Annotated in this window: 21 protein-coding genes and 2 tRNA genes; 16 read left to right on the forward strand and 7 right to left on the reverse strand. The window is 70.3% G+C overall.

The genetic code is table 11. The features are described 5' to 3' along the window. Positions 1-66 precede the first annotated feature (66 nt). The 6 genes from pstC (at position 67) to phoR (ending at position 5,629) form a co-directional block, all read left to right on the forward strand. Positions 67-1,026, forward strand: a complete 960-nt coding sequence (gene pstC / locus ACG04Q_RS12870; protein WP_394511322.1) for a phosphate ABC transporter permease subunit PstC — start codon at positions 67-69, stop codon at positions 1,024-1,026. Next, positions 1,023-1,886 carry a phosphate ABC transporter permease PstA gene (gene pstA, locus ACG04Q_RS12875; protein ID WP_394511323.1) on the forward strand — a complete coding sequence of 288 codons (864 nt, stop codon included), beginning with the start codon at positions 1,023-1,025 and terminating at the stop codon, positions 1,884-1,886. The genes pstC and pstA overlap by 4 nt, the downstream gene beginning before the upstream one ends. Positions 1,887-1,896: 10 nt before the next feature. Further along, on the forward strand, positions 1,897-2,682 hold the full coding sequence (pstB, locus tag ACG04Q_RS12880) for a phosphate ABC transporter ATP-binding protein PstB (protein WP_394511324.1): 786 nt from the start codon (positions 1,897-1,899) through the stop codon (positions 2,680-2,682). 14 nt (positions 2,683-2,696) lie between these two features. Next, a complete protein-coding gene (gene phoU / locus ACG04Q_RS12885; RefSeq protein WP_394511325.1) occupies positions 2,697-3,404 on the forward strand; it encodes a phosphate signaling complex protein PhoU in 708 nt (235 codons plus the stop codon). Between the two features lie 13 nt (positions 3,405-3,417). After that, positions 3,418-4,119, forward strand: a complete 702-nt coding sequence (gene phoB / locus ACG04Q_RS12890; protein WP_394511326.1) for a phosphate regulon transcriptional regulator PhoB — start codon at positions 3,418-3,420, stop codon at positions 4,117-4,119. Between the two features lie 145 nt (positions 4,120-4,264). Further along, positions 4,265-5,629 carry a phosphate regulon sensor histidine kinase PhoR gene (phoR, locus tag ACG04Q_RS12895; protein WP_394511327.1) on the forward strand — a complete coding sequence of 455 codons (1,365 nt, stop codon included), beginning with the start codon at positions 4,265-4,267 and terminating at the stop codon, positions 5,627-5,629. 26 nt (positions 5,630-5,655) lie between these two features. Here the strand turns inward: phoR and ACG04Q_RS12900 are convergent, their stop codons facing one another. From ACG04Q_RS12900 to trxA, 4 genes are all read right to left on the reverse strand, one after another. Then, positions 5,656-7,296: a hypothetical protein gene (locus ACG04Q_RS12900; protein WP_394511328.1), complete on the reverse strand. Its 1,641-nt coding sequence runs from the start codon at positions 7,294-7,296 to the stop codon at positions 5,656-5,658. 145 nt (positions 7,297-7,441) lie between these two features. Then, positions 7,442-7,693 (reverse strand): type B 50S ribosomal protein L31, encoded by a 252-nt coding sequence (locus tag ACG04Q_RS12905; protein ID WP_088481742.1) that lies wholly within the window; start codon positions 7,691-7,693, stop codon positions 7,442-7,444. A gap of 128 nt (positions 7,694-7,821) precedes the next feature. Further along, positions 7,822-9,087 carry a transcription termination factor Rho gene (gene rho, locus ACG04Q_RS12910; RefSeq protein WP_268168107.1) on the reverse strand — a complete coding sequence of 422 codons (1,266 nt, stop codon included), beginning with the start codon at positions 9,085-9,087 and terminating at the stop codon, positions 7,822-7,824. A 241-nt stretch (positions 9,088-9,328) separates the two neighbouring features. Then, a complete protein-coding gene (gene trxA, locus ACG04Q_RS12915) occupies positions 9,329-9,658 on the reverse strand; it encodes a thioredoxin TrxA (RefSeq protein ID WP_394511329.1) in 330 nt (109 codons plus the stop codon). Between the two features lie 153 nt (positions 9,659-9,811). Here trxA and ACG04Q_RS12920 point away from each other — a divergent pair, with 153 nt between their 5' ends. The 6 genes from ACG04Q_RS12920 to ACG04Q_RS12945 all read left to right on the forward strand — a co-directional run bounded on the left by ACG04Q_RS12920 (position 9,812) and on the right by ACG04Q_RS12945 (position 18,703). Further along, positions 9,812-12,334: a PD-(D/E)XK nuclease family protein gene (locus ACG04Q_RS12920; RefSeq protein ID WP_394511352.1), complete on the forward strand. Its 2,523-nt coding sequence runs from the start codon at positions 9,812-9,814 to the stop codon at positions 12,332-12,334. A 244-nt stretch (positions 12,335-12,578) separates the two neighbouring features. Next, positions 12,579-15,767 carry a UvrD-helicase domain-containing protein gene (locus tag ACG04Q_RS12925; RefSeq protein WP_394511330.1) on the forward strand — a complete coding sequence of 1,063 codons (3,189 nt, stop codon included), beginning with the start codon at positions 12,579-12,581 and terminating at the stop codon, positions 15,765-15,767. 15 nt (positions 15,768-15,782) lie between these two features. Then, a tRNA-Pro gene (locus ACG04Q_RS12930) sits at positions 15,783-15,859 on the forward strand. A gap of 180 nt (positions 15,860-16,039) precedes the next feature. Next, positions 16,040-18,019, forward strand: a complete 1,980-nt coding sequence (locus ACG04Q_RS12935) for an OPT family oligopeptide transporter (protein ID WP_394511331.1) — start codon at positions 16,040-16,042, stop codon at positions 18,017-18,019. Between the two features lie 18 nt (positions 18,020-18,037). Next, positions 18,038-18,114: transfer RNA gene (locus ACG04Q_RS12940), tRNA-Arg, on the forward strand. Positions 18,115-18,241: 127 nt separating this feature from the next. Next, positions 18,242-18,703 (forward strand): hypothetical protein, encoded by a 462-nt coding sequence (locus ACG04Q_RS12945; protein WP_394511332.1) that lies wholly within the window; start codon positions 18,242-18,244, stop codon positions 18,701-18,703. A 57-nt stretch (positions 18,704-18,760) separates the two neighbouring features. On the opposite strand, the gene ACG04Q_RS12950 is transcribed toward ACG04Q_RS12945, so the two are convergent. After that, positions 18,761-19,450 (reverse strand): NUDIX hydrolase, encoded by a 690-nt coding sequence (locus tag ACG04Q_RS12950; protein ID WP_394511333.1) that lies wholly within the window; start codon positions 19,448-19,450, stop codon positions 18,761-18,763. Between the two features lie 103 nt (positions 19,451-19,553). Here ACG04Q_RS12950 and ACG04Q_RS12955 point away from each other — a divergent pair, with 103 nt between their 5' ends. The 4 genes from ACG04Q_RS12955 to ACG04Q_RS12970 are packed head-to-tail and all read left to right on the forward strand — an operon-like array spanning position 19,554 to position 24,332. Beyond that, complete coding sequence (locus ACG04Q_RS12955) at positions 19,554-20,396, forward strand: cysteine hydrolase family protein (RefSeq protein WP_394511353.1); 843 nt, start codon at positions 19,554-19,556, stop codon at positions 20,394-20,396. 8 nt (positions 20,397-20,404) lie between these two features. Then, positions 20,405-21,601: a nicotinate phosphoribosyltransferase gene (gene pncB / locus ACG04Q_RS12960; RefSeq protein ID WP_394511334.1), complete on the forward strand. Its 1,197-nt coding sequence runs from the start codon at positions 20,405-20,407 to the stop codon at positions 21,599-21,601. Beyond that, complete coding sequence (locus ACG04Q_RS12965; RefSeq protein ID WP_394511335.1) at positions 21,598-23,310, forward strand: NAD+ synthase; 1,713 nt, start codon at positions 21,598-21,600, stop codon at positions 23,308-23,310. Before pncB ends, ACG04Q_RS12965 begins: the two co-directional genes overlap by 4 nt. Beyond that, positions 23,307-24,332, forward strand: coding sequence for a bifunctional nicotinamide-nucleotide adenylyltransferase/Nudix hydroxylase (locus tag ACG04Q_RS12970; protein ID WP_394511336.1), 1,026 nt, complete (start codon positions 23,307-23,309; stop codon positions 24,330-24,332). Before ACG04Q_RS12965 ends, ACG04Q_RS12970 begins: the two co-directional genes overlap by 4 nt. Positions 24,333-24,351: 19 nt before the next feature. On the opposite strand, the gene ACG04Q_RS12975 is transcribed toward ACG04Q_RS12970, so the two are convergent. Both ACG04Q_RS12975 and ACG04Q_RS12980 read right to left on the reverse strand, forming a co-directional pair. Further along, entirely contained in the window at positions 24,352-25,047 is a 696-nt protein-coding gene (locus tag ACG04Q_RS12975) for an N-acyl amino acid synthase FeeM domain-containing protein (RefSeq protein WP_394511337.1), read from the reverse strand. 565 nt (positions 25,048-25,612) lie between these two features. Then, positions 25,613-26,211: hypothetical protein (locus tag ACG04Q_RS12980; protein ID WP_394511338.1), on the reverse strand; the 599-nt coding region annotated here is incomplete at its 5' end.

Consider the following 26,211-nt stretch of genomic DNA (forward strand, 5'->3'; position numbering starts at 1 on the left):
TTGGCAGCCATCCTTCCAGCCGGCGATGCCGGCATCAACAGAAGAAGCGAACCGCAGACCGCGCCGATGAGCCCTCAACCCCAGCGCCGCCGCGTCGCCCCCTGGGCCGACACCTTGTTCGCCGCCTTGTCGCAAGGTGCCGCCTGGCTGACCTTGCTGCTGATGGTCGGCATCATCGGCTCGCTCGTTGTCGGCGCTGCGCCGGCACTCAAGGCCTTCGGCCTGGGCTTCCTGACCAGTGCGGAATGGGACCCGGTGCAGGAGAAGTTCGGCGGCCTGGTGATGATCTATGGCACGCTGGCCAGCTCGTTCATCGCGCTGGTCATCGCCGTGCCCGTCAGCTTCGGCATCGCCATTTTCCTGACCGAACTGTCGCCCAGCTGGCTCAAGCGCCCTCTGGGCATCGCCATCGAGCTGCTGGCGGCCGTGCCGTCCATCGTCTACGGCATGTGGGGCCTGCTGGTATTCGGCCCCATCCTGGCCACCTTCGTGCAGCAGCCGCTGCAGGCCGTGTTCGGCGGCGTGCCTTATCTCGGCGCGCTGTTCTCGGGCCCGCCGGTGGGCATCGGCATCCTGTCGGCCGGCATCATCCTGGCGATCATGATCATTCCCTTCATCGCGTCGGTGATGCGTGACGTCTTCGAGGTCACGCCGCCCATGCTGAAGGAGTCGGCCTACGGGCTGGGCGCGACGACCTGGGAGGTTGTCTCCCGCGTCGTGCTGCCCTACACGAAGACCGGCGTCGTGGGCGGCATCATGCTGGGCCTGGGGCGCGCACTGGGCGAGACGATGGCGGTCACCTTCGTCATCGGCAACATGAGCCAGCTGAACTCGCTGTCGGTCTTCGAGGCCGCCAACAGCATCACGTCCACGCTGGCCAACGAGTTCGCCGAAGCCGGCGAAGGCCTGCACCAGGCGTCGCTGATGTACCTCGGCCTCGTGCTGTTCCTCATCACCTTCGTCGTGCTGTCCATCTCCAAGCTGCTGCTGCTGCGCCTGAAGAAGAACGAAGGAGCCCGCTCATGAGCTCAACCCTCGACGCTCGCCGCCTGGCGATGCACAAGAAGCGCAAGCGCACCAATGCCGTCGCGCTGACGTTGTCGCTGGGCGCCATGGCGTTCGGCGTGTTCTGGCTGATCTGGATCCTGTTCGAAACCATCTACCTGGGCATCGGCGGGCTGAACCTGGCGACCTTCACGCAGATGACGCCACCACCGCAGGGTGAGGGCGGTGGCCTGGCGAATGCGCTGTTCGGCAGCTTCGTCATGGTGGGCCTGGCGACGCTGGTGGGCACGCCCGTCGGCATCCTGGCCGGCGTGTACCTGGCCGAGTACGGGCAGAAGAACTGGCTGGGCGCGTCGGTGCGCTTCATCAACGACATCCTGCTGTCGGCGCCGTCCATCGTGGTGGGCCTGTTCGTCTACGCCGTGGTCGTGGCGCGCATGCACACGTTCTCCGGCCTGGCTGGCTCGCTGGCGCTGGCGCTGCTGGTCATCCCGGTCGTCATCCGCACCACCGAGAACATGCTGACGCTGGTGCCCAACGCGCTGCGCGAGGCAGCCTATGCGCTGGGCACGCCCAAGTGGAAGGTCATCCTTTCCATCACGCTGAAGGCCGCCCGCGCCGGCGTCATCACCGGCATCCTGCTGGCGCTGGCCCGTGTGTCCGGCGAGACCGCGCCGCTGCTGTTCACGGCGCTGTCCAACCAGTTCTGGACCAGCGACCTCGGCGCGCCGATGGCCAGCCTGCCGGTCACGATCTTCAAGTTCGCGATGAGCCCCTACGAGAACTGGCAGAAGCTGGCCTGGGCCGGCGTCTTCCTGATCACGGTCGGCGTGCTGATGCTGAACATCCTGGCCCGCGTGCTTTTCAAGAACAAACACTGAGGACCCCACCATGGACGCCAAGATCGAAACGCCCGTGGGCGAGCGCGCCAAGCTGTCGGTGCGCAACCTGAACTTCTTCTACGGCGGCTTCCACGCGCTGAAGAACATCAACCTGGACATCCCCGAGAAGAAGGTCACCGCCTTCATCGGCCCGTCGGGCTGCGGCAAGTCCACGCTGCTGCGCACGTTGAACCGCATGTTCGAGCTCTATCCCGAGCAGCGCGCCGAAGGCCAGATCCTGCTGGACGGCGAGGACATCCTGACCAGCAAGGATGACGTCTCGCTGATCCGCGCCAAGGTCGGCATGGTCTTCCAGAAGCCCACGCCGTTCCCCATGTCCATCTACGACAACATCGCGTTCGGCGTGAAGCTGTTCGAGACGCTGCCGCGCGTGGAGATGGACGAGCGCGTCGAGTGGGCGCTGAAGAAGGCGGCCCTCTGGACCGAGGTGAAGGACAAGCTCAACCAGAGCGGCGCCGGCCTCTCAGGCGGCCAGCAGCAGCGGCTGTGCATCGCCCGTGGCATCGCGATCAAGCCCGAGGTGCTGCTGCTGGACGAACCCTGCTCGGCGCTGGACCCGATCTCCACCGGCAAGATCGAAGAGCTCATCCACGAGCTCAAGAGCGACTACACCGTTGCCATCGTGACGCACAACATGCAGCAGGCCGCCCGCTGCTCCGACTACACGGCGTACATGTACCTGGGTGACCTGATCGAGTTCGGGCCGACGGCCGAGCTCTTCATGAAGCCCAAGCGCAAGGACACCGAGGACTACATCACCGGCCGCTTCGGCTGATCCAGGAGCACAGAATGGTCGACAAACATCTCTCCACCCAGTTCGATGCCGAGCTCAGCGGCATCTCCACCCGTGTGCTCGAAATGGGCGGCCTCGTCGAGGCCCAGGTGGCCCAGGCCGTGCAGGCCCTGGGCGATTTCAGTGCCGAATCCGCCGATGAAGTGCTGTCCCGCGAAGGCCGCGTGAACTCGATGGAAATCGAGATTGACCGCGATCTCTCCACCATCATCGCCCGCCGCCAGCCCACGGCCCGCGACCTGCGCCTGTTGATCGCGATCAGCAAGAGCATCGCCAACCTCGAGCGCGTCGGTGACGAAGCCGCGCGCATCGCCCGCACGGTGCAGCGCCTGGTGTCGGGCGGCGTCTCCAGCCGCCTGCGCGTGCCGATGTCCGACCTGGCCTACGAGGCCGAGCTGGCGACCGCTCAGCTGCGCAAGGCACTGGACGCCTTCGCCCGGCTGGACGTCGAGCGCGCGCTGGACGTGCTCAAGCACGACGACGAGATCGACAAGGAATTCGACGGCCTGCTGCGCAAGCTCATCACCTACATGATGGAAGACCCGCGCACCATCTCGTCGTCCATCGACCTGGTGTTCGTCGCCAAGGCCATCGAGCGCGTGGGCGACCACGCCAAGAACCTGGCCGAGGTCGTCATCTATGTCGTCAAGGGTCAGGACGTGCGCCACAACACGCCCGAGGCTGTTGAGACCATGGTCCGTTGAAGGGAGCGAACGAATGAGTCGAATCCTTGTGGTGGAAGACGAATCGGCGATTGCCGAGCTGATCTCCATCAATCTGCGCCACGCTGGCTTCGAGGTCACCATCGCCGGCAGCGCCACGCAGGCGCAGTACGAGGTGGACCGCGTGCTGCCCGACCTCGTCGTGCTGGACTGGATGCTGCCCGGCCAGTCGGGCGTCGCGCTGGCCCGCCAGTGGCGCGGTGCCGCCCGCACCAAGGAGCTGCCCGTCATCATGCTGACGGCGCGCGCCGAGGAGGGCGACAAGATCGCCGGCCTGGACGCCGGTGCCGACGACTACGTGACCAAGCCGTTCTCCACCAACGAACTGCTGGCCCGCATCCGCGCCGTGCTGCGCCGCAAGGCGCCCGAGGCGCTGGACAGCGCGGTCGAGGTGGGCCCGCTGCTGCTGGACCCGGGCACGCGCCGCGTCAGCCGTGACGGCACCGAGGTCAAGCTGGGCCCGACCGAGTTCCGCCTGCTGCATTTCCTCATGACGCACCCCGAGCGCGTGCACAGCCGCTCGCAGCTGCTGGACCGCGTCTGGGGCGACCACGTCTTCATCGAGGAGCGCACCATCGACGTCCACGTCAAGCGGCTGCGCGAGGCGTTGGAGCGCGTGCAGTGCGCCCGAATGATCGAGACGGTCCGCGGTGCCGGCTACCGTTTGACGCAGCAGAGCAGCGCGCTGTCCGCATGAGCCCCTCGTCCAAGGCGTACCTTGGCCGGTCCCCCGCGGGGACGGCGATGCTTGCCGGATCGACCGGCAAGCACATCGCCAGAGCGGGCCGGCTTGGGAGCGGCCCGGCGCTCGGCCCGCAAACCATAGAGACTCACTCGGCCACATGACCTGGTTGTTGCCGCGACTGTTGATGGCCCTGGTGGCCGCGCTGCTGGGTTTCGCCATCGGCGTCGCGGTCCGCAAGGCCACCGGCGTCGACAGCCTGGGCCTGGGTTTCGGCGTCGTCAGCGGCGTCGTGCTGATGATGTTGGTGGACGCGGTGCGCGGCCATCGGCTGCTGAACTGGCTGCGCGGCAACCAGTTCGAGAACGCGCCGCGTGACACGGGGCTGTGGGGCGAGGTGGGCTATCGCATCGAGCGCGCCGTGCGCGACCGCGACCGCGCCGTCACGCGCGGGCAGCTGGAGCTGGAGCAGTTCCTGTCGGCCATCGAGGCCTCGCCCAACGGCGTGCTGATGCTGGACGCGCAGGAGCAGATCGTCTGGTGCAACCGCGTCGCGGCCGATCATTTCTCGCTGGACCCGCAGCGCGATCTTCGCCAGCGCATCACCAACCTCGTGCGCGCGCCGGCCTTCGTCGCGCACCTGCAGGCCGGCCGCTACGCCGAGCCGCTGGTGCTGGGCAACGGCCGCGGCCCCGGCACGCTGTCCATCGTCGTGCGCGAGTACGGCGAGGGCATGCGCCTGGTGCTGTCGCTGGACATCACCGAGCGGCTGCGCAACGAGGCCATGCGGCGCGACTTCGTTGCCAACGTCTCGCATGAGATCCGCACGCCGCTGACCGTGCTGTCCGGCTTCATCGAGACCATGCACTCGCTGCCGCTGACTGCCGTGGAACGCGAGCGCGTGCTGACGCTGATGACGCAGCAGACCCAGCGCATGCAGACGCTGGTGTCCGACCTGCTGGCGCTGTCGCAGCTGGAGGGCAGCCCGCGGCCAGCGCCGGACCGCTGGGTGGGGCTGGACGGGCTGCTGCAGCGCATCGCGGCCGATGCCGAGGCGCTGTCCGCCGGCCGCCACACGCTGCGTCTCAAGCCGGCCACCAATGTCGAGCTGGCCGGCATCGAGAGCGAACTGCTCAGCGCCATCGCCAACCTCGTCACCAACGCCGTGCGCTACACGCCCGACGGCGGCGACGTGGAGGTGACCTGGCGGCTGCTGGAAGATGGCAGCGGTGAGCTGGCTGTCGTCGACACGGGCCCGGGCATCGCGCGCGAACACATCCCGCGCCTCACGGAACGCTTCTACCGCGTCGACGGCAGCCGCTCGCGCGAGACCGGCGGCACCGGCCTGGGGCTGTCCATCGTCAAGCATGTCATGCAGCGCCACGGCGGCGAGCTGATGGTGCAGAGCGAGGTCGGCAAGGGCTCGCGCTTCCGCCTGGTCTTCCCCGGTGCGCGGGTCCGCCAGGCCAGCGATTCGGCGCTGGGCGATGAGGCAGCGTTCAACGCCGCGCTGTCGGAGCATTGACCGAGGCGTCGCGCCTCGCTCCCGAATCAGTCGCGCTTCAGCAGCACCAACCCCGCGCTGCCGCTGCGGTCGGTCGGCCGCTTCACCTGCGCGACGGGCGTCCAGCCCGCTGGCGTGGGCTGACCGGCCGCGATGACGGCATGGCTGCAGGCCGTGCGCGCCAGCGAGGCGCGTCCCTCGACGTGCCAGCCGCCGTGCCATTCCAGCGCCGCCAGCGTCGGCAGACCCTGGCCCGGCGCGGCCAGGCAGGCGGCGTCGGCCGGCATGCGGGCCTTCAGCCGCGCGACCAGCGGCGCCAGGCTGCGGGCGTAGTCCAGCGGTGGCAGCAGCAGGCTCATGACCAGCAGCCAGCCTAAAGCGACGCCGCCGGCCGGCAGCGCCAGACTCTTCCACAGCGCGTGGCGGTGGCGGGCCGTGCGCCAGCGCACGAGGGCCAGCCAGGCGGCCGTGGCCGCGACGGCGAACACCAGCGCCAGCAAGCTGAAGCTGGGCTCGAAGCCTTCGGCCAGCCGGCGCAGGTTGGCCAGCGGCCGGGCGGGCCAGCCGGTGTGCATGGACAGGTAGTACAGCCAGAAGAACAGCGCCGCGGCGCTGAAGAAGAACACCGAGAACCAGTCCACCGCGGCCGCGAAGCCGCGGCTCAGCGTCGGCAGCGCGAACGCGGCCAGGATGGCCAGCGACGGCAGCGCCAGCAGCAGCGCGCGCTCCGAGCCGTTCATCGTCACGCAGGCCAGCAGCGGCACCAGCAGCGCGATGGCCGGCACGGTGATGTGGCGGCGCAGCCCGTGGCGGCGCCAGCGCCACAGCGTCCACAGCGCCAGCGGCCCGGCCGGCCAGCAGAACCAGGCCAGCAGGCTCAGCAGCGACGCGACGTCGGTGTCCGGTCGCACGCGCCAGGCCCAGCCGTTGAAGGCCCAGGCGGCCAGCACAGCCAGCGTCAGCGCGCCCAGCAGCCACACGCGCTGGCGCTTCGCTTCGTCGTAGCTGGAGCGGTGGTTCAGCAGCAGCCCCAGCAGGCCCAGCGCGCAGGCCACCGTCGGTGCATCGCTGGCGGCCAGCACGGGCAGCGCCATCAGCACGGCCACGCGGGATTGCCAGCGGCGGAACGGCGCCGCCGCCAGTCCGTACAGGTAAACCGACACCGCCAGCAGCTGCAGCAGCTCCGGCGAGGTCTCGTGGCCCAGCTGCAGCAGGCCCAGCGACGCCATCAGCGCCAGCAGCGCACCGTCGGCCAGCGCGCGCGCGTAGTCCACCGCCTGCGCCTCGCCGCCGAAGGCGAATGCCACCGGCTGGGCGGCCTCGGTGCGGGCCAGGTGGAAGCAGGCATACCAGACGGCGACGAAAACGCCCGCCAACACCAGTGCGTAGGGCAGCCGGGCGGCTGTGGGTGCATCCAGGAATGGCAGGGCCTTGATGGCCAGCGCGCCCAGCCAGTACGGCAGCGGGCCGCCTTCGGCCGGGATGCCCGCGATGGCCGGCTGCCACCAGGGCGCATGCCCCTGCGCGATGCTGGCCATGAAGCCGAAGGCCGTCAGGTCGGCATTGCGCCACGGCGCGCGGCCGAAGATGCCAGGCAGCAGATAGGCAGCGCACAGCAGTATCAGCGCCAGCCGCGGCAGGCGCTCGACGCCGCGCTCGGCAACGATGGCGGGGGTAGGCAGGTTCACGCGGTTAAGTTCGAAGAGCCGGCCGGCATCATGCCGTCAAACCGGCGTCGTCCAGCAAAAGGCTGTCAGCAGTGCAGCAAGAATGCAAAAGGGCAGCCTGAGCTGCCCTTTCGGAGGTGGTGCAGTCGCGAGGACTGCGGCCCGATCACTTCTTGAGGTGAGCGAACTTGTTGCGGAACTTCTCGACGCGGCCGCCCAGGTTGTCCACGCTCTTCTGCGTGCCCGTGTAGAAGGGGTGCGATTCGCTGGTGGTTTCCAGCTTCACCAGCGGCAGGGTCTTGCCGTCGAGTTCGATGGTTTCCTTGGTCTGGACGGTCGAGCGCGTCACGAACTGGAAACCGTTGGACAGGTCGACGAAGACGACGTCGCGGTAGTTGGGGTGAATGCCTTCTTTCATGGGAACCTCTCGGCTTAGGTCGGGAGCCACATCAGCACAGCGCTGTTGCACTTTCCGGGGTGTTGGGGCGGAAAACCCGCGATTGTAGCGGGCTTCCCTGCGGTCTGGCTAGTTTCGGGGGGAAAGGATCACCCGCCGCGCCGCATCATGTCGAAGAAGTCCAGGTTGTTCTTCGACGCCTTCATCTTGTCGAGGATGAACTCCATCGCCTCGATCTCGTCCATGTTGTAGAGCAGCTTGCGCAGGATCCAGCTCTTTTGCAGGATCTCGGGCTTGAGCAGCAGCTCTTCACGGCGGGTTCCGGACTTGTTGATCAGGATGGACGGGTAGACGCGCTTCTCGGCCATGCGGCGATCCAGGTGGATTTCGCAGTTGCCGGTGCCCTTGAACTCTTCGTAGATCACCTCGTCCATCTTGGAGCCGGTGTCGATGAGCGCGGTGCCGATGATGGTCAGCGAGCCGCCTTCCTCGATGTTGCGCGCGGCGCCGAAGAAGCGCTTGGGGCGTTGCAGCGCGTTGGCGTCCACACCGCCGGTCAGCACCTTGCCGGAGCTGGGCAGCACGTTGTTGTAGGCACGGGCCAGGCGGGTGATCGAGTCCAGCAGGATGATCACGTCCTTCTTCAGCTCCACCAGGCGCTTGGCGCGCTCGATCACCATCTCGGCAACCTGCACGTGACGGGCGGCGGGCTCGTCGAAGGTGGAGCTGATGACCTCGCCGCGCACGGTGCGCAGCATTTCGGTCACTTCCTCGGGGCGCTCGTCAACGAGCAGCACGATGAGGTGGCAGTCCGGGTGGTTGGCGACCAGAGCATGGGCGATGCTCTTCATCATCTCGGTCTTGCCGGTCTTGGGCTGGGCGACGATCAGCGCGCGCTGGCCTTTGCCGATGGGCGAGGTCAGGTCGATGATGCGGCCGGTGATGTTCTCTTCGCCCTTGTAGCCTTCACGCTCGAGCTTGAACTGCTCCTTGGGGAACAAGGGCGTCAGGTTCTCGAACATGATCTTGTTCTTGCTCTCCTCGGGGGTCTGGCCGTTGACACGGTCGACCTTCACGAGAGCGAAGTAACGCTCGCCATCCTTGGGCACGCGCACTTCACCTTCCACCAGGTCGCCGGTGTGCAGGTTGAAGCGGCGGATCTGGCTGGGCGACAGGTAGATGTCGTCGGTCGACGCCATGTAGCTGGCCTCGATGGAGCGCAGGAAGCCGAAGCCGTCCGGCAGCACTTCGAGGACGCCATCGCCGAAGACCTGCTCGCCGGCCTTGGCGCGCTTCTTCATGATGGCGAACATCAGCTCCTGCTTGCGCAGGCGGGTGACGTTGTCGATCTCCAGCTCCTCGCCCATCTTGATGAGGGCGGAAACGTGGAGCGCTTTCAGTTCGGAAAGATGCATGGGTGGATACCCGTCAGGGGCCGCAGCGCCAGCCCAGGCGCAACGGCGATTCCACGGCTGCCCCAGGAAAGGACCGGAAGGGCCAACGCTCAAACTGCGAGCGAAGCGGATTCAGGAAGTGGGGGAGGGGGAGCCGAGGCCACGCTGGCTGGACTCCTTCGTGGAGCCCGGGGCGTGTTGGCTTTGGCTGCTGCAGCGAGGCGCCGGGAGGCGCCGGCATCGCTGCAGCAGTTGGGCGCGATTATAGGTTCGCGTCGAGGAAGGCGGTCAACTGGGCCTTGGACAGGGCGCCGACCTTGGTGGCAGCCAGCTGGCCGTCCTTGAACAGCATCAGCGTCGGGATGCCGCGGATGCCGAACTTGGCCGGCACTTCGCGGTTCTCGTCCACGTTCATCTTGGCGACCTGCAGCTTCTCGCCGTAGCCGCTGGCGACCTCGTCCAGGATGGGCGCGATCATCTTGCAGGGGCCGCACCATTCGGCCCAGTAGTCCACCAGCACCGGCTTGCCGGACTGGATGACGTCGGCGTCGAACGACGCGTCGGAAACATGCTTGATCAATTCGCTGCTCATGGGAGGGTTCCTTGGCCTCTAGGTGTTGACGGTCGCCGCGTTGCGCCGTCCGAATAGGCAAAAATGATTATGACATCGCCACTTTTGCCCAGACGGTCAGCGGGGTGACCGCATCAGTGGCGGACTTGAGGGCGGGAGGGCTCATTGCAAGCCGTGAATCTGGGCCTGGCGCCCGGGGAAGACATTGCCGGTTTCTGGCGCCGGGTCGCATCGACCTGTACGGACTGGCTGGGCGCGCAGCGTGTGCCGCTGCGCGACGCCGTGCTGCTGCTGCCGTTCGCGCAGCAGATCGCGCCCGCGCGGCGTGCGTTCGCGGTGCGCGGCGGCTGGACGCCGCTGATCACGACCACCAACAGCCTGGCCTCGTCGCTGGGCCCCAGTCGGCTGGCCGCGCCGGGGCAGATCAGCCAGGACGCAGCCATCGACGCCTTCACCGCCGAGGGCCTGCTGGCCGGGCAGAGCTGGGCGCAGGCGCTGCGCGCGCGCGACGAGAAGGCCTACGTGGCGGCCCGCGCGCGGCTGGTCGAGACGGCCCATGCGCTCGCCCGGGGCGCGGCGCAGCGGCCGCCGGAGGCGCGCACGGGCTTTTTCGACACCGCGCGTGAGCGGCTGCAGCTGCAGGCCGGCGGCCCGGGCGACCTGGAGCGGGCGCTGGGCCTGGTGGCCGTGGCGTGGGTGGAGGCCGACGACCGCCGGCCCGCCACCGATGCGCTGTTCACCCAGCGCCCCGGCGCCTGGCTGGTGCTGCAGGTCGGCGGCCCGGATCCGCTCGCCCAGGCACTGATGGGCCAGGGCGTGCCCGCGCTGTGCCTGCAGGCCGACGTGGACCTCGACACCGCCACGGTCACCGGCGTGGACCTGCGCCTGGCCGCCAGTGCCGACTTCGAATCGCTGGCCGAACAGGCCGCCACCGCCGTGCTGCAGCACCTCAACGCCGGCCGCGCGCCGGTGGCGCTGCTGGCGCAGGACCGTGTCGTCGTGCGCCGCGTGCGCACGCTGCTGATGCGCCAGCGCGTGCCGGTACAGGACGAGACCGGCTGGACGCTGGCGACCACGCCCGCCGCCGCGGCGCTGATGGCGCTGCTGCGCGCGATGCTGGCCCAGCCCACGCTGGATGAATGGCTGGCCTGGCTGAAGTCGCCGCTGGGCGCCGTCTGGGACGCCGCCGCGCTGCGCGAGCTGGAGGCGCTGTGCCGCCGCAAGGGCTGGCGCTCCACCGGCCCGCTGGACGCGCTGGGCCTGCCGCTGTGGCGTGAAGCCCGCGAGGCCGCGGCGCCGCTGGCCGGCGGCGCGCGCAAGCTGGGCGGCTGGCTGGCCGACCTGGGCCGCGTGCTGCGCCGTCTGGGGCCTCTGACGGGCGTGGAGGGCGGGGAGGAGTTGCTGAACGCGCTGTGGATCAGCCGCAACCCCTGGGAGGGCAGCGCGCACGAGCAGGTCATCGGCGCGACCAAGCTGCGCCCGGACGAATTCCTCGCCTGGGTGGACGCGACGCTGGAGGGCGCGCAGTTCAGCCCGCAGGAGGACGCGCAGGCGGCCGTTGTCATCACGCCGATGGCGCGCGCGCTGCTGCGGCCCTTCGGCGCCGCCGTGCTGCCCGGCGTGGACGCGGCGACGCTGGCCGCCTCGCCGCCGCGCAACGGCGTGCTGTCGGACGCCGACGCGCAGGCGCTGGGCCTGCCGCACCTGGCCGCGCAGCGCGAGGCGCAGGCCTGGGCGTTCGCGCAGCTGCTGCGGCTGCCGGCCGTCACGCTGCTGCGCTGCAGCCATGCCGGCGCCGAGCCGCTGCCGCCCAGCCCGCTGCTGGAGCGCCTGGAGGCTGCCTGGGGCCACGCGCTGCCGGCCTGGCAGGACGAGCGCACGGCGGCCGCGCTGGCCCGCCAGCCTGCGAAGCGGCGCCAGGCCGTCCCGGCCTGCCTGCCGGGCGCGTTGAGCGCCAGCAGCATCGAGGCGCTGCGCAACTGCCCCTACCAGTTCTTCAGCCGCAGCCTGCTGGGCCTGCGCGAGCCGGACGAACTGGAGGTGGAACTGGACAAGCGCGACTACGGCACCTGGCTGCACGACGTGCTGAAGCGCTTCCACGACCACCGCAGCGGCGACGACCTGGCCGATTTGCGCGCCGCGGCCGACATCGAGGGCGAGCGCCTGGACGCGGCCGACTTCCTGCCCTACCGCGCCGCCTTCGAGCGTGTGCTGCCGCGCTACGTCAGCTGGCTGGCCGAGACCGAGGCTCAGGGCCAGCACTTCGAGGCCGGCGAGGTCGACAAGCGCTGCCAGCCCTTCGACGGCGCGATGGCCGGGCTGGCGCTGCAGGGGCGCCTGGACCGCATCGACACGACGCCCCAGGGCCCGCTGCTGCTGGACTACAAGACCGGCAAGGCCGCCGAGCTGCGGGACAAGCTGAAGGCGCCGCTGGAGGACACGCAGCTGGCCGTCTACGCGCTGCTGATGGGCGCCGACCCGGCGCTACAGGCCGCCTACCTGGCGCTGGACGAGCCCGACGCGCTGAAGCTGGTGCCGCACGAGGCCGTCAGCGACACGGCGCTGGTGCTGCGCGACGGCCTGCAGGCCGACCTGTCCGCCGTGCTGGGCGGCGCCGCGCTGCCGGCCCTCGGCGAAGGCCGCGTCTGCGACTACTGCGAAGCCCGCGGCCTGTGCCGCAAGGATGACTGGGCATGACAGTGCCCCTCGCCCATCCTCGCGTCGCTGAACGCGAGCGAGTCTGGTCTGGGACCGCGTTGCGGCTTGCGCCGCAACGCTTCGGCAGGCACAAGGCGTCCACCGGACGCCTTGTGTCCGGCCTCAGCCCCCGCGGGGACGGCGATGCTTGCGGCATTGAGCCGCAAGCACATCGCCAGGACGGGCCGGCTTGGGAGCGGCCCGGCGCTCGGCCCGTGAATGCGAAGCCGGATGAACAACTGATATGAGCACCTTCGCCTACTACGCCGACGGCCGGCTGATCCCCCGCGAGCGTTTCTACGCCATCGCCTGCGACCCGGCGCGCAGCAGCATCGTCGAGGCCTGCGCCGGTGCCGGCAAGACGTGGATGCTCGTCTCGCGCATCCTGCGGGCGCTGCTGGCCGGCGCCGAGCCGCAGCAGATCGTCGCCATCACGTTCACGCGCAAGGCCGCGGGCGAGATGCGCGAGCGGCTGTCCGAATGGCTGGCCGGCTTTGCGGCCGCCGACGAGGCCGTGCAGCGCCAGGCGCTGATCGACCGCGGCCTGGACGCCGCCGAGGCCGAGCGCCTGCGCCCGCGGCTGGCCACGCTGCACGGCGAGCTGCTGCGCGGCGGGCGTGGCGTGGAGGTGCGCACCTTCCACGGCTGGTTCTCGCAGCTGCTGCGCGCGGCGCCGATGAGCCTGCTGGCCGAGCTGGGCATCTCGCCGGAACTGCAGCTCATCGAGGACGAGGCCGAGCTGATGCCGCCGCTGTGGCGGCGCTTCCACGGCCTCGTGCTCGCCGAGTCTGAGTTGCTGGCGGACTTCCAGGCCCTGACGCTGGCACGCGGCCGGCACAACCTGCGCGAATGGTTGCTGGCCGCTTTTTCCAAGCGTGTGGAACTGGGCCTGGCCGATGCGACCGGCGTGCTGGACGCCAGCCTGCTGCCGCCCCGGCAAGACCCGGCCGAGCGCTTCGAGCTGCTGGCGCCGTCGCTGGTGACCGTGGCCCGCGAGCTGGGGCAGGGCGGCGCCAAGGCGCAGACGGCCGCGGCGGCACTGGTGGACGCGGGCAGCTTCGACGAGGTCTGGGCCGCGCTGTTCACCGCGGCCGGCACGCCGCGCAAGCTGGACAAGGCCAGCGATGCGCTGCCGTCGCTGCGCGCCGCGCTCGTCGAGCTCGAGAGCCTGCGTGCCGACTTCGATCAGCTGGCCGCCGCCGAGCAGCATGCCCGCATGTGCCGGCTGGCCCGTGTGCTGGTGGCGGAGTTCGACGCGCTCAAGCGCGGCCGCGGCCTCGTCGACATGAACGACCTGGAGCGCGGCGCGCTGGCGCTGCTGGCCCGGCCTGAGCTGGCCGGGTGGGTGCAGCAGCGGCTGGATGCGCAGGTGCGCCACCTGCTCATCGACGAATTCCAGGACACCAGCCCGCTGCAGTGGCAGGCGTTGCACGGCTGGCTGCAGGCCTATGCCGGCGCGGGCGGCGGTGCGCAGATCAGCGTCTTCATCGTCGGCGACCCCAAGCAGAGCATCTACCGCTTCCGCCGCGCCGAGCCGCGCGTGTTCATCGCCGCACGCGAGTTCGTGCTGGGCGGCCTGGGCGGCGTCAGCCTGGCCTGCGACCACACGCGGCGCAACGCACCCGAGGTGCTGGCCGCGGTGAATGGCGCGCTGGACGGCGTGCTGGACGGCTTTCGCCCGCACACCACCGAGGGCACGCCGGGCACGGATGCGCTGGCCGGCCTGTGGCTGCTGGACGGCCCGCCCGGCGAGAAGGCCGAGCGCGAGACCAACGCGCTGGCCTGGCGCCCCAGCCTGACCGAGCCGCGCCACGAGCCCGAGTTCGAACGCCGTGCCGCCGAGGCGCAGCGCGTGGCCACTTGCATCGCCGGCCTGCTGGCGGCGCGGCCCGACCTGGGGCCGGAGGACATCTTCGTGCTGGCGCGCAAGCGCGAGCCGCTGCGCCAGCTCAGCGTCGCGCTGACGACGGCCGGCATCCCGCATGCCGCGCCGGAGGAAACGCCGCTGGCCGACGCGCCGGCCGTGCGCGACCTGCTGGCGCTGCTGGACGTGCTGGCGTCGCCCGGCCACGACCATTCGCTGGCCCAGGCGCTGGCCAGCCCGCTCTTCGGCATCGGCGACGACGAGCTGCTGCGCATCGCCCGCGCGGCGGGCCGCGTCGCCTATCTGGACGCGCCGGCGGCGGAGCAGCCGCAGCCCTGGTGGGCGACCGTGCAGACGCTGGCCGACCCCAGCCCGGCGCTGGCCCGCGCGCGCGGCCTGCTGGCCGGCTGGCGCGAGGCCGCCGCGCTCAGCACGCCGCACGAGCTGCTGGACCGCATCGTCCATGAGGGCGAGCTGCTGCCGCGCGTGCTGGCCGCCAGCCCGCCCACCGAGGCGGCCGCCCGCGTGCAGAGCGTGCAGGCGCTGCTGCGCGCCGCGCTGGACCTGGACGGCGGCCGCTACGCGCAGCTCTACGGCTTCGTGCGTGCGCTGCGCAGCCGGCCGCTGACTTGGGGGCAGACGGCGGGCGGGCCCGGCGTGCAGTTGCTGACCATCCACGGCGCCAAAGGGTTGGAGGCCGAGGTCGTCATCCTGCTGGACACCGAGGCCGCGCCGCCGAAGGCCGAGACCTACGGCCTGTTGCTGGACTGGCCGGTGGATCAGCCGGCGCCGCGGCAGGCGGCCTTTTTCGGCTCCGAGGCCAAGCCGCCGCCGTCGCTGGCCGGGCTGGTGGCCCAGGAGCAGGCCGCCCGCGAACGTGAGGAGTTCAACGCGCTGTACGTGGCGCTGACTCGCGCGCGGCGCACGCTGATCGTTAGCCGCACGCCGGCCAAGCGGCCGCAGGCGAGCTGGTGGGCGCGCCTGGCGCCGCTGGGCCAGCCCTGGCCGCTGCCGCTGCAGGACGGCGCCGCGGGCGAGGCGCCGGCGCCGCGTTGGTGGCCGCTGCCGGCCTGGCAGGGCCAGCGCGTGCCGCTGCAGGAACGTGCGGCCGACAACGCCCGCGCGGCGCAGGTGGGCGAGGCGCTGCACCGCGCGCTGGAGTGGGTCAGCCAGCCGGGGCAGATGCAGCCGCTGGCCGTGCTGCTGGCCGGCAGCAGCCAGGCCTTCGGGCTGGACGCGGCCGGGCGCAAGCAGCTGGAGGCCGCGGTGCGCGCCATCCTGGCCAGCGCCGAGGCCGGGCCGTTCTTCGACCCGGCCGAGCTGCTGTGGGCGGGCAACGAGGTGGCCGTGACGCTGCCGAGCGGGGAAGGGCGCATCGACCGCCTCGTGCAACGCCGCGACGGCTGCTGGTGGGTGCTGGACTACAAGCTTGGCCTGACGCCCGAGGCCCAGCAGGCCTACCACGAGCAGCTGCGCGGCTACGTGGCGGCGGTGCAGGCGCTGCAGCCGGGCGAGCCCGTGAAGGCCGCGTTGATCAGCGGCGAGGGCCGGGTGATTTCTGTCGGCTAGAATGGCGGGCTTGATCGGGGCGTAGCGCAGCCTGGTAGCGCATCTGCTTTGGGAGCAGAGGGTCGCGAGTTCGAATCCCGCCGCCCCGACCAAACCTTTTCAACAACCCGCCGCTGGCCTTGTGCCACCGGCGGGTTTGTCTTTTTAGAAGCCCCGCATCCACGGGGCCTCGCTCCTGGGGCATCCCCCAAAGTCCGACCGAACGGTCGGCCATGACAATCCGCCGCATTGCTGCAACCCCCGGCAAGGCCACGAGCCGCGCCCGAGATCCCATGGCACTCCAACACCTGACCGACGAGCAGATCGCCACCTGGACCCGCGCCCAAAAGGACGAGTGGTGGTTCAAGAACGTGTTCCGCGGCGACATGGCCCAGCTGACGCTGCGCTCCGGCTTCACCGGCTTCCTGCTGGGCGGCATCCTGTCGGCCACGGGCCTGTACATCGGCGCCAAGACCGGCATCGCCATCGGCGTGGGCCTGACCTCGGTGATCCTGGCGTTCGCGCTGTTCCGCGCGCTGCACGCCAGCGGCTTCGCGCAGGACTACACCATCCTCGAGAACAACTGCACCCAGTCCATCGCGACAGCGGCGGGCTACGTCATCACGCCGCTGTTCTCCAGCCTGGCGGCCTACATGCTGGTCACCGGCGTCATCCCGGCGTGGTGGCAGCTGATGATCTGGATCTTCGTCGTGGCCCTCATCGGCGTGCTGCTGGCCTTCCCGCTGAAGCGCCGCTTCATCAACGAAGACCAGGCGCCGTTCCCGGAAGGCCGCGCCTGCGGCGTGGTGCTGGACTCGCTGTACCACGGCGCCGGTGACGAAGGCATCTTCAAGGCCAAGCTGCTGGGCGTCGTGGGCGGCTTCACGGCCATCTACCAGGCGCTGGTCAGCGATGGCTGGATGAAGCTGATCCAGTTCAAGATCCTGATGCTGGACAAGTGGGCCGGCCTGAAGGAGCCCTGGCACCTGCATGAGCGGCTGGACCAGTACTACTACGCCTGGGCCGGCAAGACGACCGCGCTCATTCCCACCATCCTCGGCACCGACATCCGTCAGCTGGGCCTGCGCTTCACGCTGGATGCCGCCATGCTGGGCGTCGGCGGCCTGATGGGCATCGCCGTGGCGACGAGCTGCTTCCTGGGCGCCTTCATCAACTTCGTCGTGCTGGCGCCGCTGATGATCCAGGCCGGCGACATCGCGCCGCGCATCGGTGCCGACGGCGTGCTGGTGCCGCTGAACCGCGCCGAGATCGTCAACCAGTGGTCGCTGTGGTGGGGTGTGACGATGATGGTCGTCGGCGCGCTGGTGGGCCTGCTGGCCAAGCCTGAGATCTTCAAGAGCGCCTTCAAGCGCAAGGCGCCGGCCGCCAAGGCCGACAGCAGCGACCTGCTGAAGGACATCGAGGTACCGCTGTGGATCAGCTACATCGGCGTGCCGGTGTTCAGCGTGCTGGGCAGCTACGTCACGCACGTGTTCTTCGACGTGCCGTTCTGGCTGGCGCTGGTGTCGCTGCCGCTGATCTTCGTGCTGACCATCATCTGCACGAACTCCATGGCGCTGACGTCCTGGACGCCCACCGGCTCGCTGTCCAAGATCACGCAGTTCACGATGGGCGCCATCGACCGCAGCAACCCCGGCTCCAACCTGCTGCCGGCGGGCATGACCAGCGAGATCGCGTCCAACGCGGCCAACCTGCTGTCCGACATCAAGCCCGGCTACATGCTGGGCGGCAAGCCGCGCCACCAGGCCATCGGCCACATCATCGGCAACCTGGCCGGCGTGCTGTTCTGCGTGCCGCTGTTCTTCCTGCTGTTCCTGACGCCCGACGCCAACGGCGTGCGCAGCGTCGCGACGCTGGTGTCCGACCAGTTCGCGATGCCCGCCGCGCTGCAGTGGAAGGGCGTGGCCGACATCATCGCCAAGGGCCTGAAGGGCCTGCCGACGTCGGCGCTGATCTCCATGGGCGTGGCCGCGCTGGCGGCTGTCGTCATGGAAGTGGCGCGCATCAAGACCAAGGGCCGCTTCCAGCTGTCCGCCGTGGCCACGGGCCTGGGTGTCGTGCTGCCGCCGGAATCCGTGCTGGCGATGTTCATCGGCGCCGTCGTGTTCTTCCTGATGGGACGCAAGCACAAGACCAAGGGCACCCAGGGCTGGCGTGTCTGGGTCGACGGCATGGAGCCCATCTGCGCCGGCCTGATCTCCGGCGCCGCGCTGATGGGCATCGGCAACGCGATCATCAACGTGCTGATCTGATAATCACCGGTTTTCCGTCTGCCCATAGCTCAACTGGATAGAGCAGCGGCCTTCTAAGCCGCAGGTTCCGGGTTCGATTCCTGGTGGGCAGGCCACTACCGCATCAGGCGCCCGGGCTCGCAAGAGCCCGGGCGTTTTTTTCGACACAAGCCTCCGGCCGCGTTGCGTCAACCGGCTGCGCTGCTGAAGCGTTGGTGCGGTTCCATCCCGAGCGAGGCCGCCGTGAAGCCCATCGTCAGAGCCCTGATCGTGACCGCCCTGGTGGCGGGCCAAGGCCTGGCAGGCGCCGGGCCGCGGTACTACGACCGATATCACCACCACCATCATCACCATCACCGAGGCCCGTCTGCCGGCGCCGTGGTGCTGGGCCTGGCGCTGGCGGTGCCGCTGATCGCGCTGGCCAGCCGTGCGGACCGTGCGCCGGACGTCGTCTACGCGCCGCCACCTCCGCCCCCGCCGCCGGTGCAGACGGTCTACGTGCCCGCCCCGGTGCTCAGCGCCGCGCCCAGCCGGCCGGCGCCGGTCATCTACCCGCGCAACGGCCAGGGCGCCGAGCAGCTGGAATTCGATCGGCGGGACTGCAACCGCTGGGCGACGACGCAGCAGGCCGCCATGGCCGACAGCGATGTGTTCAACCGCGCCGTCGAGGCTTGCATGGACGGTCGGGGCTACACGCTGCGCTGACGCACCCACATCCACGCGTTCAACGCCCGGGCCGCTCCACGGTCCGGGCGTTCTTCTTCAGGCGTTCAGCCCGCGCCCGACGAGGCGCAGCGTCTGCCGGAACTCGTCCTTCAGCCGATACAGCTGGGCCGGCCGGTGCGGGCCTTCGGCGCGCTTGGCGCCCGGCACCGGTTCGAGGATGGCCAGCTCGTCCATCTTGCGGCGAAAGCTCACCGGGTTGATGGCCTCGCCCAGCAGCGTCTCGTAGATGCCGTGCAGCTGCGGCAGCGTGAACGGCTCGGGGCACAGGTGCACGGGCAGCGACGAGTACTGGCTCTTGTTGCGCACGCGCTCGGCGGCCGCGGCGACGATGCGGCCGTGGTCGAACGGCAGCTGCGGCAGGCGGTCCACCGGCAGCCAGTGCTGGCCGGGCAGGGCGGGCTCGGGCGCCGGCACCAGCGCCATGTAGGCCACAGACACGCTCCAGCCGCGCGGGTCGCGGGCCGGGCCGCTGAAGCTGGCCAGCTGCTCCAGGTAGGGGCTCTGCAGCCCGGCCTTGTTCAGCAGCACGCGCTGCGCTGCGTCCTCGCAGTCCTGGTCTTCGCTGGCGTGCACGTAGCCGCCCGGCAGCGCCAGCGCACCGGCGAAGGGCTCGCGGTCGCGCTTGAGCAGCATCACCTGCAGCTGCCCGGCGCGCAGCGTCAGCAGCACGATGTCCACCGTGCAGATCAGCCGGTGGTCGGGCAGGGAGTTCGTTGAATCGTTCACCGAAGCGAGGATAAGCGGTCGGCTGGCTGGTCGATCCTTCACAACCACTTAGTTGCATTGTTAATTTAAGTGGGGTTATCATGGCGCCACACCACGACAGGACCTGCCCATGACGACACATCTGCTGTTGATCGACCCGCAGAACGACTTCTGCGATCTGCCCGAGGACTGGCTGCCGCGCTCGCCGGTGAACGGTGAGCTGCTGCGCCCCGCGCTGCCGGTGGCCGGCGCCCACGCCGACCTGCAGCGCGCCGCGCAACTGGTGCAGCGGCTGGGTGGCGGGCTGGACGCCATCACCGTGACGCTGGATTCCCACCACCGCATCGACATCGCCCACCCCGGTTTCTGGGTGGCGGCCGCCACGGGCCGCGTGCCGGGGCCGTTCACGCCCATCACGGCCGCGCAGGTTCGGGCCGGCGACTACCGGCCGCGCGACGCCGCCGTGCTGGGCCGCGTGCTGGCCTACCTGGACGCGCTGGAGGCCACCGGCCGCTACACGCTGATGGTGTGGCCCGTGCACTGCCAGATGGGCAGCTGGGGCCATGGTGTGCATGCCGGCCTGCAGGCGGCGCTGGACGTGTGGGCGGACGCGCAGGGCCGCTCGGTGGAGATCGTCACCAAGGGCGAGAACCCCTGGACCGAGCACTACAGCGCTCTGCAGGCCGAGGTGCCCGACCCGGCCGACGAAGGCACCGCGTTGAACCGGGCGCTGCTGGCCGCGCTGGACCGCTTCGACCGCGTGCTCATCGCCGGCGAGGCCGGCAGCCACTGCGTGCGCGCCACGGTGGAGCATTTGGCCGCGCACCTGCCGTCGCGCCAGCTCGGCAAGCTGGTGCTGCTGACCGACTGCATCAGCCCCGTGACGGGCTTCGAGGCGCAGCAGGCCGAGTTCCTGGCGGCGATGCGCGCCGCCGGCCTGCAGCAGGCCGCCAGCACGGAGATTTGAGGACCCCCATGAACACCCCCGTCATCACCAGCCTGCTGGACACCGACCTCTACAAGTTCACGATGTGGCAGACGCTGCTGCATCGCCACCCGCAGACGCAGAGCGAGTACCGCTTCGTCTGCCGCAACCGGCCCGGCTACCCGCTGGCCGAGCTGAAGGCCGACGTCGAGCGCGAGCTGGACGCGCTGTGCGCCCTGAGCTTCCGCGAGGACGAACTGGCCTACCTGCAGGGCCTGCGCTTCATCAAGAGCGACTTCGTCGACTTCCTGCGCATCTTCCGCTTCCAGCGCGCGTTCATCGACGTGAGCACCGAGGGGGAGCAGCTGCACATCGTCGCCCGCGGGCCGCAGGTGCACGTGATGGGCTTCGAGATCCCGGTGCTGGCCATCGTCAACGAGCTGTACTTCCGCCGCCTGGACACGCCCGAGGTGAGGGCGGAAGGCCAAAGCCGGCTCAGCGCCAAGATCGCCGCGCTGCAGGCCTTCGCCGCCGAGCCGCGCCCGCAGCGCCACCCGTTCGACCTGTTCGACTTCGGCCTGCGCCGGCGCTTCTCGGGCCCCTGGCAGCGCGAGGTGGTGCGGCAGCTGCGCGACGCGCTGCCCCAGCATTTCAAGGGCAGCTCCAACGTGCTGCTGGCCAAGGAGCTGGGCCTGGTGCCCATCGGCACGATGGCGCACGAGTACCTGCAGACGTACCAGGCGCTGGGCACCGTGCGACTGCGCGACCACCAGAAGGCCGCGCTGGAGGACTGGGTGCAGGAGTACCGCGGCGACCTCGGTACAGCGCTGACCGACGTGGTGGGCATGGACGCCTTCCTGGCCGACTTCGACCTCTACTTCGCCAAGCTGTTCGACGGTCTGCGCCACGACAGCGGCGACCCGGTCGTGTGGGGCGAGAAGGCGCTGGCGCACTACGCCAAGCTGCGCATCGACACCCACACCAAACGCCTCGTGTTCAGCGACGGCCTCACCGTCACGAAGGCCATCGAGCTGTACCGCCACTTCGCCGACCGCGTGCAGCTGGGCTTCGGCATCGGCACCCACCTCAGCAACGATCTGGGCCTCACGCCGCTGAACATCGTCATGAAGCTCACGCATGCCAACGGCCAGCCCGTGGCCAAGCTCAGCGACAGCCCCGGCAAGACGCTGTGCGAGGACGAGACCTTCCTGGCCTATCTGCGGCAAGTCTTCGGCATCAAGTCATGATCAAGCTCACCCTCGCCCAGCTGAACCTCACCGTCGGTGACGTGGCGGGCAATGTGCAGCGCATGGTGGCCGCCGCGCGGCAGGCGGCCTGGGCGGGTTCGCAGCTGGTCGTCTTCCCCGAACTGGCCGTCAGCGGCTACTACCCCGGCGACCTGCTGGACGAACCGGCCTTCCTGCGCCAGGTCGAGGCCGGCCTGCAGTCGCTGCGCCAGGCTTCGCGCGAGCTGCCCGACCTGACCTGGGTGTTCGGCGCGCCGCTGCTGCGTGACGGCCCGGGCAAGCCGCTGGAGAACGGCCTGCTGGTGCTGCAACGCGGCGAGGTGCTGCTGCGCTATGCCAAGCAGCTGCTGCCCACCTACAACATCTTCGACGAGCGCCGCCACTTCGAGCCCGGCCCCGACGTCGCCAAGGTGCTGCGCGTCGGCTCGGCGCAGGTGGGCCTGCTGATCTGCGAGGACGGCTGGAACGACGCCGGCGCGGACTACGGCGTGAACCCCTTCGAGCGCCTGCGCGACGCCGCGCCCGACCTCGTCATCAGCATCAACGCCAGCCCCAGCCACCTCGGCAAACGCGAGCAGCGCCACCAGGTGTTCACGGCCGCTGCCCGGCGCAACGGCCTGCCCATCCTCTACGTCAACCATGTCGGCGGGCATGACCAGCTCGTCTACGACGGTGCCAGCTTTGCCGTCGAGCCCGAGGCCGGCGTCGTCTTCGAGGCCGAGCGCTTCGTCGAGTCCGTCCGCACACTGGGCTTCGAGGACGGCCGCTTCGTCGAGCTGGACGGCCACCGCCCCGCGCGGCCCGACCCGGCGGGCATGAGCGCGATGGCCTTCTACCGCGCGCAGATCGTGCTGGGCCTGCGCGACTACGCGCGCCGCTGCGGCTTCACGCAGGCCGTCGTCGGCTGCTCCGGCGGCATCGACAGCGCGCTGACGCTGGCGCTGGCCGCCGAGGCGCTGGGCGCGGACAACGTCGTCGGCATCACGATGCCGTCCAGCTTCTCGTCCGCCGGCTCGGTGACGGACTCCGAGGCGCTGTGCCGCAACCTCGGCATCACGTTGCTCAACCACCCCATCCACGGCGCCGTCGACGCGCTGAAGGCGCAGTTCGCCGACAGCATCGGCACGCCCATGCAGGGTCTGACGCTGGAGAACCTGCAGGCCCGCGTGCGCGGCACCATCCTGATGGCGTATTCCAACGCGCACGGCCACCTGCTGCTGACCACCGGCAACAAGAGCGAGGTGTCGGTGGGCTACTGCACGCTGTACGGCGACACCAACGGCGGCCTGGGCCTGATCGGCGACCTCTACAAGACCGAGGTCTTCGCGCTGAGCCGCCACCTCAACGACGTGGCGGGGCGCGAGCTGATCCCGCAGGCCATCATCGAGAAAGAGCCGTCCGCCGAACTGGCGCCGGGCCAGCGCGACAGCGACAGCCTGCCGCCGTACCCGGTGCTGGACGACCTGCTCAAGCTGCTCGTCGAGGGCGAGCGGCTGGCCGCCGGCGAACGCGAGCCCGCCGAGGGCCGCCTGGCCGCGCTGCGCGAGACGGCCGAGGGCCGGGCGCTCATCGAGAAGATCGCCCGCCTGATCCAGCGCAGCGAATACAAGCGCCGCCAGGCGCCGCCATTGATCCGCCTGCGCGCGCGGGCCTTCGGCCAGGGGCGGCAGATGCCGATCGCGGCGGTCTATCCGGGAGTTTTGTCATGACCTCAACCGCCGTCCTCATCGGCCGCTTCCAGCCCGTCCACAACGGCCACGTCGCGCTGCTGCGCGCGGCGCTGGCCGAGGCGGCACGCGTCGTCGTGCTGCTGGGTTCGGCCCACCAGGCGCGCTCGCCCCGTCATCCGTTCAGCTGGACGGAGCGCGCCGAGATGCTGCGCCTGGCGCTCACCGACGCCGAGCGTGAGCGCGTGGAGATCGTGCCGCTGCGCGACCTCTACGACGAAGCGCGCTGGGTGCAGGCCGTGCGGGACGCCGTGCAGCAGCGCGCGGGCAACGGCGACGTGACGCTGGTGGGCCACTTCAAGGACGCCACCAGCGACTACCTGCGCCGCTTCTCGCCGTGGAAGCTGCTGAGCCTGCCGCGCCAGCACCGCGTGGACGCGACGCACCTGCGCGCGGCGCTGTTCGAGGCCGCGCCGGACGACGTCGACGGCGTGCTCGCCAGCTGGGTGGACCAGGTGCCGCCGGGCACAAGGGCCTTCGTGCAGGCCTGGGCACGGCTGCCCTATCTCGCGCCGCTGCGGCGTGAGTGGGCCATGCTGAAGGCCTACCGGCAGGCGTGGGCGGCGGCGCCCTACGCGCCGGTGTTCGTGACCGTGGATCTGGTGCTGCAGTGCGCCGGCCATGTGCTGCTGATCCAGCGCGCCAAGGACCCCGGCCAGGGCCTGTGGGCGCTGCCCGGCGGCTTCGTCGAGCCGCGCGACACGCTGTACCAGTCGGCCGTGCGCGAGCTGGAGGAGGAGACCGGCCTGCGCCTGCTGCCCGACGTGCTGCAGCGGGCGCTGCGCGGCGTGGCCGTGTTCGACCACCCCGACCGCAGCCAGCGCGGCCGCACCATCACGCATGCCCACCACTTCGACCTCGGCGACCGTGAACTGCCCGATGTGCAGGGCGCCGACGACGCGGCGCTGGCGCGCTGGGTGCCCGTGGGCGAGCTGGCGGCGATGGAGTCGCAGTTCTACGACGACCACTTCCACATGCTGGACTGCTTCATGCGCCTGCTCTGAGCAGGTGGCTGCCCCCTGTTCAGCCGCTGTTGGCAAGCCGGGCCAGCATCGTGGCCTCGGCGGCCTGACCCCAGGCCAGCGGGTACAGGCTGCGTGCCGTCGCCATCAGCTCCGGCTGGCCACCCCACCGCGAGATCTGCTCGCGCACGTCGGCCAGATCCACGCTCATCAGCACGGCCGGCGCGTTGACACGCGGGTTGTGACGCTCTGCGGTGCGCGGCGCGAGCCCCAGGCAGCGGCGGTAGAAGCCCACGTGTCGCGGGTTGACCTCGATGATGAGCCGGTGGCAGCCGGCCCGCCGGTGGGCATGGAGATAGCCCAGGTGAAAGATCTGCGCCAGCACGCGCTTGGCCTCGTGGGAGTGCTTGTCCACGGCCAGGCCGCCGAACTCGCACAGCTTCAGGCCCTCGGCCCGCCAGTCGTCGAGCTCCTCGCGGAACAGCAGGTCGGCATGCAGCCCGTCGGGCCCGTCAAAGCGTACGGACAGCGTGCCGACGACGCGGCCCTGATCGCGGGCCGTGCAGACGATGTCGCCATCCTGGTTGCGGCAGCTGTAGCGCTCGGGGCCGATGCTGAGCCCACGGTCGCCGTAGCGGCGCTCGACGAGGCCGCGGGCCTCGCCCTCCAGGCCGCCGAACCCGCTGTCCAGGTGCAGCGTCGCGTCCCCGTGCGGGTGCGTATGCGGGCTGTGGCTTGCTTCACGGGTGGGGGCCATCGACGACTTCCTGCTTGCCCAGAGTCTGGGCTGCTCCGAGTCTAGATCGCCAACCGTGACCGTGGTGGCCGGCCTCACAGACCGATACACCGCATGCAAACAGGCCACATCGCTTCACGGTTCTCCGCACCGCAGCGCGGTCTTGTCCTACGTGCTGCGCTTCCACGCAGCGCTAGGCTACGTCTGCCTGCTTCTCCCTCCCTGGGCAGGCCCCGCCAGTCAAGCGCGGGATTTGCTTCCCCGGCCTCGCGCCGGGGTTCTTTTTTGAGCGTGGCGGTTCGATGACCAGCCGCCATTCGACGGCGCTGATGTCGTGGCGCTATGCCGATGGTGCGCCGGGGCGGCCTGTCGACCCTGCCGTCGCATGCGGGGCATCGGGGTGGCTCGCAGTCAGGGCCGGCGGAGTAGCGAACAGCAACCGGCGAGAAACGAAGCGATCCCCATGCGTGACTCTGCCTGCAGTGCAGCAGTGCACACGCGCGGGATCGCGGCTGCTCGGCCGCGATCCCTGCTTACCCACTCCTCTGCAGGAGCGGGCGAGCGACGCCGGCACGAGCGACGCGGCTTACTTGCCCCCCACCAGCTGCTGCCACTGCGCCTTGGCGCGCTCTTCCAGCTCCTTGAGCCAGGCATCGCTGAGCGCGCGGGCGCGGTCGGCCTCGTCCTGGGCGATCTCGGCGGCGGTGCGCGGCAGCGGGGCCGGCGTGGCGCCGGCGTCCAGTCGGCCGCGGTCGTCGGCCAGCAGTGCCAGCGCGGCGGCCGACGCGTCGGCCACGGCGGAGCTGCCGGCCTGGCGCTGGGTGGCCTGCGCCTGCGTCGCCGTGATGACGAAGGGGTTGACCCCCACCGGCGTGGCCACCGCAGTGCCGGGCAGCACGCGCACGGTGATGCCCTGGCTGACGCTGGCGCTGGCGCCGTTGCTGGCCTCGACGCTGGCGGCCACCACGGTGAGGCTGAATTCGCCCGTGAAGCCGGCCGGTGCCACCAGGCTCAGGCGGGTCAGGTCCCAGCCGGCCAGGTCCACCGGCACGCCGCCAGCGGCGCTGCGCACGCCGTCGGTCAGCGTGGCGCCGTCGGGCAGGCCCAGCAGGTTCACGCTCAGGCGTTCGCCGCCCGCCGCGTTGGCCAGCGCCGCCTCGATGCGCGGCAGCGCGATGCTGCCGC

Origin of the sequence: Pelomonas lactea (assembly GCF_043555885.1) — a bacterium.
Classification (GTDB): domain Bacteria; phylum Pseudomonadota; class Gammaproteobacteria; order Burkholderiales; family Burkholderiaceae_C; genus Pelomonas; species Pelomonas lactea.

Coding starts and splice junctions, on each gene's coding strand:
- ACG04Q_RS12935 (WP_394511331.1), top strand. CDS start 16,040: ATGGCACTCCAACACCTGACCGACGAGCAGATCGCCACCTGGACCCGC.
- ACG04Q_RS12970 (WP_394511336.1), top strand. CDS start 23,307: ATGACCTCAACCGCCGTCCTCATCGGCCGCTTCCAGCCCGTCCACAAC.
- rho (WP_268168107.1), bottom strand. CDS start 9,087: ATGCATCTTTCCGAACTGAAAGCGCTCCACGTTTCCGCCCTCATCAAG.
- phoR (WP_394511327.1), top strand. CDS start 4,265: ATGACCTGGTTGTTGCCGCGACTGTTGATGGCCCTGGTGGCCGCGCTG.
- ACG04Q_RS12925 (WP_394511330.1), top strand. CDS start 12,579: ATGAGCACCTTCGCCTACTACGCCGACGGCCGGCTGATCCCCCGCGAG.
- phoB (WP_394511326.1), top strand. CDS start 3,418: ATGAGTCGAATCCTTGTGGTGGAAGACGAATCGGCGATTGCCGAGCTG.
- pstC (WP_394511322.1), top strand. CDS start 67: ATGAGCCCTCAACCCCAGCGCCGCCGCGTCGCCCCCTGGGCCGACACC.
- pncB (WP_394511334.1), top strand. CDS start 20,405: ATGAACACCCCCGTCATCACCAGCCTGCTGGACACCGACCTCTACAAG.
- phoU (WP_394511325.1), top strand. CDS start 2,697: ATGGTCGACAAACATCTCTCCACCCAGTTCGATGCCGAGCTCAGCGGC.
- ACG04Q_RS12975 (WP_394511337.1), bottom strand. CDS start 25,047: ATGGCCCCCACCCGTGAAGCAAGCCACAGCCCGCATACGCACCCGCAC.
- ACG04Q_RS12965 (WP_394511335.1), top strand. CDS start 21,598: ATGATCAAGCTCACCCTCGCCCAGCTGAACCTCACCGTCGGTGACGTG.
- pstB (WP_394511324.1), top strand. CDS start 1,897: ATGGACGCCAAGATCGAAACGCCCGTGGGCGAGCGCGCCAAGCTGTCG.
- ACG04Q_RS12905 (WP_088481742.1), bottom strand. CDS start 7,693: ATGAAAGAAGGCATTCACCCCAACTACCGCGACGTCGTCTTCGTCGAC.
- pstA (WP_394511323.1), top strand. CDS start 1,023: ATGAGCTCAACCCTCGACGCTCGCCGCCTGGCGATGCACAAGAAGCGC.
- trxA (WP_394511329.1), bottom strand. CDS start 9,658: ATGAGCAGCGAATTGATCAAGCATGTTTCCGACGCGTCGTTCGACGCC.